Here is a 6,534-nt window from a genome sequence, read left to right as displayed (position 1 = left end):
TCCTCCTGCGCGGCGGCCAGCGCCTCCGCGGCCTCCGTACCGAGGCGCTCGGCCGCCGCGGCGGCCTCCGCGCGGACCCGGTCCGCGTGTTCCTTGGCCTCCGCGCGCCGCTGCTCGGCCTCCGCCGCCGCCTCCGCCTGGAGCCGTACGGCGACGCTCTCGCCCTCCGCGCGGGTCTGCGCCGCGTCCGCCGCGGCCTCGTCCCGCAGCCGTACCGCCTCGGCCTCGGCCTGCTCCTGGAGGGTGCGGACCCGCTCGGCGGTCTCCTGGCGCAGCCGCTCGGCCTCCTCGGCGGCCTCCCGGCGCAGCCGCTCCGCCTCGGTGTCCGCGTCGCGCAGCGACTGCTCGGCGGCGGCGAGCCGGGCCTCGGCCTCCTCGCGGAGCCGTACCAGGTCGGTCTCGGCCTCCTCGCGCATCCGGGCGACGAGCGTCTCGCCCTCCGTGCGCTGCCGCTCGGCGGCCTGCTCGGCCTCCTCCTTGACCGTCGCGGCCTGCCGCTCCGCCTCCTGGCGCAGCTCCTCGGCCTCGGCGCGGGCGTGCTGGAGGGCCTCCTCGGCCTTGGTGTTCAGCGCGGAGGCCCGCTCGACGGACTCGGTCCGCATCCGGTCGGCCTCGGCGGCCGCGCCCTGCCGCAGCTCGTCGCCGTCGGCCTTCGCCTTGGCCAGCAGCTCCTCGGCGCGGCTCGCGGCCTCCTCGATCTGCTGGACGGCCTCCCTGCGGGCCTCACCGCGGATCCGCTCGCCCTCGGCGACCGCGTCGGCCCGCAGCTGCTCGGCCTCGCCGCGCAGCCGCCTGGCCTCCTCCTGGAGCTCGACGGTCCTGGCCCGGTACTCCTCGGTGTCGTCCTGGGCGGCGCCGCGCAGCTCCTGCGCGGACGCCTCGGCCTCGCTGCGCAGCCGCTCGGCCTCCGCCTCGGCCTCGCGCCGGATCCGCTCGGCCTCCTCGCCCGCCGACTTCGTGGTGGAGCGGGCGTCCTCCGACGCCTTGGTCAGGATCTCCTCGGCCGACCTGGCGGCCTGCGCCAGCTGGGCGGCGGCGTCCTCGGACGCGGCGGCGCGGGCGGTCTCCTGCGCCTCGGTACGGATGCGCTCGGCCTCGGCGCGGGCGTCGGCGACGGTCTGCTCGGCCTCGGCCTTGGCGCTGTCCACCTGCTTGGTGGCCTCGCCGACCATGCGGGCGATCTCGGCCCTGGCCGTACGGGTGCGCTGCTCGTTCTCCGTCTCGGTGGCCGCCAGGCGCTTGGCGGCGCCGGCCGTGGCCTCCTCGCGCAGCCGCTCGGCCTCCGCGCGGCCGGTGCGCAGCGCCTCGTCGGCCTCCCGCAGCCGCTCCTCGGCCAGCCGGGACAGCTCGATCGCCCGGCTTCTGGCCTCGTCGGACTCGCTGCGGGTGGAGGTGCGCAGCTGCTCGGCCTCGCTGGTGGCCTCCTGCGCCTGCGTCGAGGCGGCGGTCAGCAGCCGCTCGGCGTCGGTGCGGGCCCGGCGCAGCAGCTGCTCCGCCTCGTTGCGCGCGGCCTGCGCCTCCGAGGTCAGCCGCTCGCGGGTCTGCTCGGCGACCCGGGTGGCCTCGGCGCGGGCGGCGGCCAGCGCGGCCTCGGACTCGGCGCGGGTCTCGTCCAGCAGGCGGCGGGCCTGCGACTCGCTGCGGGCCCGCAGCTGCTCGGCCCACGCCACGTTCTCGTTGACGTGCGTCTCTACGGTCGCGCGGCGCTCGCCCAGCTCCTCGTCGAGCTGCCGCCGCCGGGCGATGGCCTCGGCGTGCCACTCCGCCTCAAAGCGGGCCTGGTGCTCGGCCTGCTCCTGGAGCAGCCGCTGGGTCTGGGCGCGGGCGTCGCGCAGCTCGCGCTCGGCGTCGGCGCGGAGCTGGTCGGCCTGGATCTGGGCGTTGCGCAGGAGCTGGTCGGCCTGGTGGCCGATGTTGTCGTAGGCAGGGCGGGACGCCAGATTGCGGCGCGCCTCGTGCAGCTTGGCGCGCAGCACCTCGACCTGGTATCCGAGGTCGTCGGCGTGGTCGACGGCCTTGCCCCGCTCGGTACGAAGCCGCTCCATCTCGGCTTCGAGCTGAGAGAGGTGGTCGTCAGCCTGGTAGCTGTCGTTGCCCCGCACTCCGCGGTCCCATCGGTCTCCTGGCGTACTCACCCGCCAACCGGGTGAGATTCCTCGTCACTCCGTTTGAAGACAGAGCTCTACGAAGAATGGTGTCAGATCAACGTCGCGGAGCGCGAGCGTACCCGCGTGCCCACCCCGGTCGGCCCGGTCACTCTACCGGGCAGGACGGGGGTTGGGTCAGTGGTCCCGGGAGCCCTTCGCTGTCTCTGCCGTGGTCTTTTCCGCCGAGGTGACCAGCTCGGTCAGTACGCCGTGGCAGTCCTTGGGGTGCAGGAACGTGATCCGGGAGTCCATCGAGCCCCTGCGCGGCTCGTCGTAGAGCACCCGTACGCCCTTGTCGCGGATCGCGGCGGAGTCGGCGTCCACGTCCGCGGTGCCGAAGGCGATGTGGTGCACGCCCTCGCCGTTCTTGGCCAGCCACTTGCCGACCGCGGAGTCCTCCCGGGTGGGCTCCAGGAGCTGGAGGTAGCTGGCGCCCCCGTCGGAGGTGCCGTTGATCCTGAGCATGGCCTCGCGTACGCCCTGCTCCTCGTTCACCTCGCTGTGCGCCACTTCGAAGCCGTAGGTGGCACGGTAGAACTCGACGGTCGCGTCCAGGTCGAAGCAGGCGATGCCGATGTGGTCGATGCGGGTCAGCCCAGTAGCCATGGACACAGTGCACCGCACCGGTATGTGGTCACGCAACGTGCGCGCCGTCACACGTTCCGACGGGTGACCGAGCGGCCTACCCCTCAGTACATTGACGATAACCCTCGTTAACTTCTCTCTTCAGCCGAAGGGGCCGCACCATGACCAGCCAGGCGCGTACATCCGTGATCGTCGCAGGTGCCCGAACCCCGATGGGCAGGCTCCTGGGCAGCCTGCGCACCTTCTCCGGGTCGGACCTCGGCGGTGTCGCGATCAAGGCCGCGCTCGACCGCGCCGGAATCGGCGGCGACCAGGTGCAGTACGTGATCATGGGCCAGGTGCTCCAGGCGGGCGCGGGCCAGATCCCGGCCCGGCAGGCGGCGGTCAAGGCCGGCATCCCGATGAGCGTGCCCGCGCTCACCGTCAACAAGGTGTGCCTGTCCGGCCTCGACGCCATCGCGCTGGCCGACCAGCTCATCCGGGCCGGCGAGTTCGACATCGTGGTCGCGGGCGGCCAGGAGTCCATGACCAACGCCCCGCACCTGCTGCCCAAGTCCCGCGAGGGACACAAGTACGGCGCGATCGAGATGCTGGACGCGATGGCGTACGACGGGCTGACCGACGCCTTCGAGAACATCGCGATGGGCGAGTCGACCGAGACGCACAACGGGCGGCTCGGCATCGAGCGCGCCCCGCAGGACGAGTTCGGCGCGCTGTCCCACCAGCGGGCCGCCGCCGCGCAGAAGAACGGCGTCTTCGACGCCGAGATCACCCCGGTGGAGATCCCGCAGCGCAAGGGCGACCCGGTGGTCTTCAGCCAGGACGAGGGCATCCGCCCCGAGACCACCGCCGAGTCGCTGGGCAAGCTGCGGCCCGCCTTCAAGAAGGACGGCACGATCACCGCCGGTACGGCCTCGCAGATCTCCGACGGCGCCGCCGCCGTGGTCGTCATGAGCCGCGCCAAGGCGGAGGAGCTGGGGCTGGAATGGCTCGCCGAGATCGGCGCCCACGGCAATGTCGCCGGCCCGGACAACTCGCTCCAGTCCCAGCCGTCCAACGCCATCAAGCACGCGCTCGGCAAGCAGGGCCTGACCGTGGACGACCTCGACCTCATCGAGATCAACGAGGCGTTCGCGGCCGTCGCCGTCCAGTCGATGAAGGACCTGGGCGTCACCCCTGAAAAGGTGAACGTGAACGGCGGCGCCATCGCCCTGGGCCACCCGATCGGCATGTCGGGAGCACGTATCGTGCTGCACCTGGCCCTCGAACTGAAGCGGCGCGGCGGCGGTACGGGAGCGGCGGCGCTGTGCGGCGGCGGCGGACAGGGCGACGCGCTGATCATCACGGTCGCGGGGAACTGACGGGCCCCGGCCCTTCGGCGCCACGGCTTTTCCGGGTTCTTCCCGGGTCTTTTCGGGCTTTTTCGGTAGTGAGCGGGAAGAGGGAGCGAACAGACGTGGTGGACGTCCTCACCTTGGTCGAGCAGGCGCGGCAGGGGCGGCCGAGGGCCGTGGCCCGGCTGATCTCGCTCGTGGAGGGGGCGTCCCCGCAACTCCGCGAGGTGATGGCCGCACTCGCGCCGCTGACCGGCGGCGCGTACGTGGTCGGCCTCACCGGGTCGCCGGGCGTCGGCAAGTCCACGTCGACCTCGGCGCTGGTCACCGCGTACCGCAAGGCGGGCAAGCGGGTCGGCGTCCTGGCCGTCGACCCGTCGTCGCCGTTCTCCGGCGGCGCCCTGCTCGGCGACCGCGTCCGTATGTCGGAGCACGCCTCCGACCCCGGCGTCTACATCCGCTCCATGGCCACCCGCGGCCACCTCGGCGGCCTCGCCTGGGCCGCCCCCCAGGCCATCCGGGTGCTGGACGCGGCGGGCTGCGACATCGTCCTCGTCGAGACCGTCGGCGTCGGGCAGTCCGAGGTCGAGATCGCCGCGCAGGCCGACACCTCCGTCGTGCTGCTCGCCCCCGGCATGGGCGACGGCATCCAGGCCGCCAAGGCCGGAATCCTGGAGATCGGCGACGTCTACGTGGTCAACAAGGCCGACCGCGACGGCGCCGACGCCACCGCCCGCGAGCTGAACCACATGCTCGGCCTCGGCGAAGCCCGCGAGGCGGGGGACTGGCGGCCCCCCATCGTCAAGACCGTCGCCGCGCGCGGCGAGGGCATCGACGAAGTCGTCGAAGCCCTGGAGAAGCACCGCGCCTGGATGGAGGAGCGCGGCGTCCTGGCCACCCGCCGCCGGGCGCGCGCCGCCACCGAGGTCGAGCACATCGCCGTCACCGCCCTGCGCTCCCGCATCGGCGACCTCCGCGGCGACCAGCGCCTGGACTCCCTCGCCGAGCGCGTCACCGACGGCACCCTCGACCCCTACGCGGCGGCCGACGAACTGATCGCCGGCCTCACCTCGAACGAGCCCCGGGACCTCTCCTGAGGACTGAGGCGCTGAGGCGCTGAGCCCCTGAGCCCCTGGGACCCGCGGGGCTACTTCTCGCGGACCGTGCGGAGGTGGTCGGCCACCGGGGCCATGGCGCGGCGGTAGGTCGCGAGGTCCTCCGGCGCGATGAGGTCGATGAAGTGCGCGCGGACCGCGGCGACATGACGGGGGGCGACCTGGCGCATGGTGGCCCAGCCCTGGTCGGTGAGGACCGCGTAGAGACCGCGGCGGTCGGACTCGCAGTTCTCGCGGCGGACGAGACCGGCCGCCTCCATGCGGGTGATCTGGTGCGAGAGGCGGCTCTTGGACTGGAGCGTGGAGCGCGCCAGATCGCTCATGCGCAGCCGCCGCTCCTCGGCCTCGGAGAGGTTGACCAGGATCTCGTAGTCGTTGTTGGTCAGGCCGAAGGACTGGAGGTCCCGCTCGAGTTGGTACATGAGCAGCCGGCTGACGTCCAGATGGATGCGCCAGGCGCGCTGCTCGTCCTCGGTGAGCCAAGCCGTAGCGCTTTCAGCTTCTGCTGTCACGGTCTCCATAGAGTGAATTCTACCGGCGGTCACACCGCGGATGATCGTCAGGGTAGCGGGACGGTCACCGTCCGAAACGGCCCTGCCCGGGTGCGCCCGCGCCGGGGACGCCGGGTCCGGCCTGTCCCGGCACGCCGCCGGTGTCGACCTCGGCCATCAGCGTCTCGGTGGACTGGAGCAGCACCTGCCCCGCGCCGACGAACTCGAACTGGTGCTCCTCGCCCGACGCCCCGCCGAGCCCGGTCATCGCGCGGATACCGCCGAGGACACCGCGCAGATACGCGTGGTCGTAGTGGTGGCAGGGGGACGGGCAGTCCGCCCAGCCGACCAGCGCCTGCGGGTCGACCCGGATGGGCGGCTCCACGAAGTGCACCGCGCCGTTCGACGCGGCCACGAACTTCCCCGTGCCGATCAGCGTCAGAAAGCCGGGAATGATCGACTGCTTGAGCGCCAGCGTGGGCTCGAAGGCCAGCAGATTCCCCGACCTGATGGTCAGATTGCCGTCCTCCAGATCGTACGAATTGATGTCGTACGACCGGTCGGCGAGCAGCATCTTGCCGCGCCCCTGCGCCACCACCCAGTCCGCGGCGTGCAGCGGCGAGTGGAAGCTGGTGGCGACCAGCCGGTCCAGCGGGCCGTGCCCGATCGCGTGGAAGTCGACCTGCCCGTAATAGGCGATCATCTTCCCCTTCTGGAGGAACCACTGCCCGTCCAACTCCACGCAGAAGGCGTACGGGTTGACGTTGTCGTTCACCGGCAGCGTGTACGGGTCGTACACCACGGGCCCGCCGCTGTCGCCCGGCGCGCCGCCCCCCGGAGGGCCCCAGCCCATCGGACCGCC

Annotated in this window: 5 protein-coding genes and 1 pseudogene; 2 read left to right on the top strand and 4 right to left on the bottom strand. The window is 72.7% G+C overall.

The window, feature by feature from the left end; genetic code table 11:
- Both ABZX65_RS35070 and mce read right to left on the bottom strand, forming a co-directional pair.
- Nucleotides 1-2,045, bottom strand: a pseudogene (locus ABZX65_RS35070) (hypothetical protein); the annotation flags it as partial.
- A 237-nt stretch (nt 2,046-2,282) separates the two neighbouring features.
- Nucleotides 2,283-2,753, bottom strand: coding sequence for a methylmalonyl-CoA epimerase (gene mce, locus ABZX65_RS35065; RefSeq protein WP_355349668.1), 471 nt, complete (start codon nt 2,751-2,753; stop codon nt 2,283-2,285).
- Nucleotides 2,754-2,893: 140 nt separating this feature from the next.
- Here mce and ABZX65_RS35060 point away from each other — a divergent pair, with 140 nt between their 5' ends.
- Together ABZX65_RS35060 and meaB are read left to right on the top strand one after the other, a co-directional pair.
- Nucleotides 2,894-4,093, top strand: coding sequence for an acetyl-CoA C-acetyltransferase (locus ABZX65_RS35060; protein WP_355349665.1), 1,200 nt, complete (start codon nt 2,894-2,896; stop codon nt 4,091-4,093).
- Between the two features lie 95 nt (nt 4,094-4,188).
- Nucleotides 4,189-5,163, top strand: a complete 975-nt coding sequence (gene meaB, locus ABZX65_RS35055; protein WP_355349662.1) for a methylmalonyl Co-A mutase-associated GTPase MeaB — start codon at nt 4,189-4,191, stop codon at nt 5,161-5,163.
- Between the two features lie 50 nt (nt 5,164-5,213).
- Here meaB and ABZX65_RS35050 read toward each other — a convergent pair whose 3' ends face one another.
- A complete protein-coding gene (locus ABZX65_RS35050; RefSeq protein WP_355349659.1) occupies nt 5,214-5,702 on the bottom strand; it encodes a MarR family transcriptional regulator in 489 nt (162 codons plus the stop codon).
- Nucleotides 5,703-5,757: 55 nt separating this feature from the next.
- Nucleotides 5,758-6,525 (bottom strand): AIM24 family protein, encoded by a 768-nt coding sequence (locus ABZX65_RS35045; protein ID WP_355349680.1) that lies wholly within the window; start codon nt 6,523-6,525, stop codon nt 5,758-5,760.
- Nucleotides 6,526-6,534: the final 9 nt, after the last annotated feature.

Source organism: Streptomyces sp. NPDC003300 (assembly GCF_040610915.1).
Lineage (GTDB): Bacteria > Actinomycetota > Actinomycetes > Streptomycetales > Streptomycetaceae > Actinacidiphila.
This window is presented reverse-complemented; position numbering and strand designations above follow the sequence as displayed.

Excerpts from the sequence above, each read along its gene's own strand:
- mce (WP_355349668.1), bottom strand. The coding sequence starts at position 2,753 with ATGGCTACTGGGCTGACCCGCATCGACCACATCGGCATCGCCTGCTTC.
- ABZX65_RS35060 (WP_355349665.1), top strand. The coding sequence starts at position 2,894 with ATGACCAGCCAGGCGCGTACATCCGTGATCGTCGCAGGTGCCCGAACC.
- ABZX65_RS35050 (WP_355349659.1), bottom strand. The coding sequence starts at position 5,702 with ATGGAGACCGTGACAGCAGAAGCTGAAAGCGCTACGGCTTGGCTCACC.
- ABZX65_RS35045 (WP_355349680.1), bottom strand. The coding sequence starts at position 6,525 with ATGGGCTGGGGCCCTCCGGGGGGCGGCGCGCCGGGCGACAGCGGCGGG.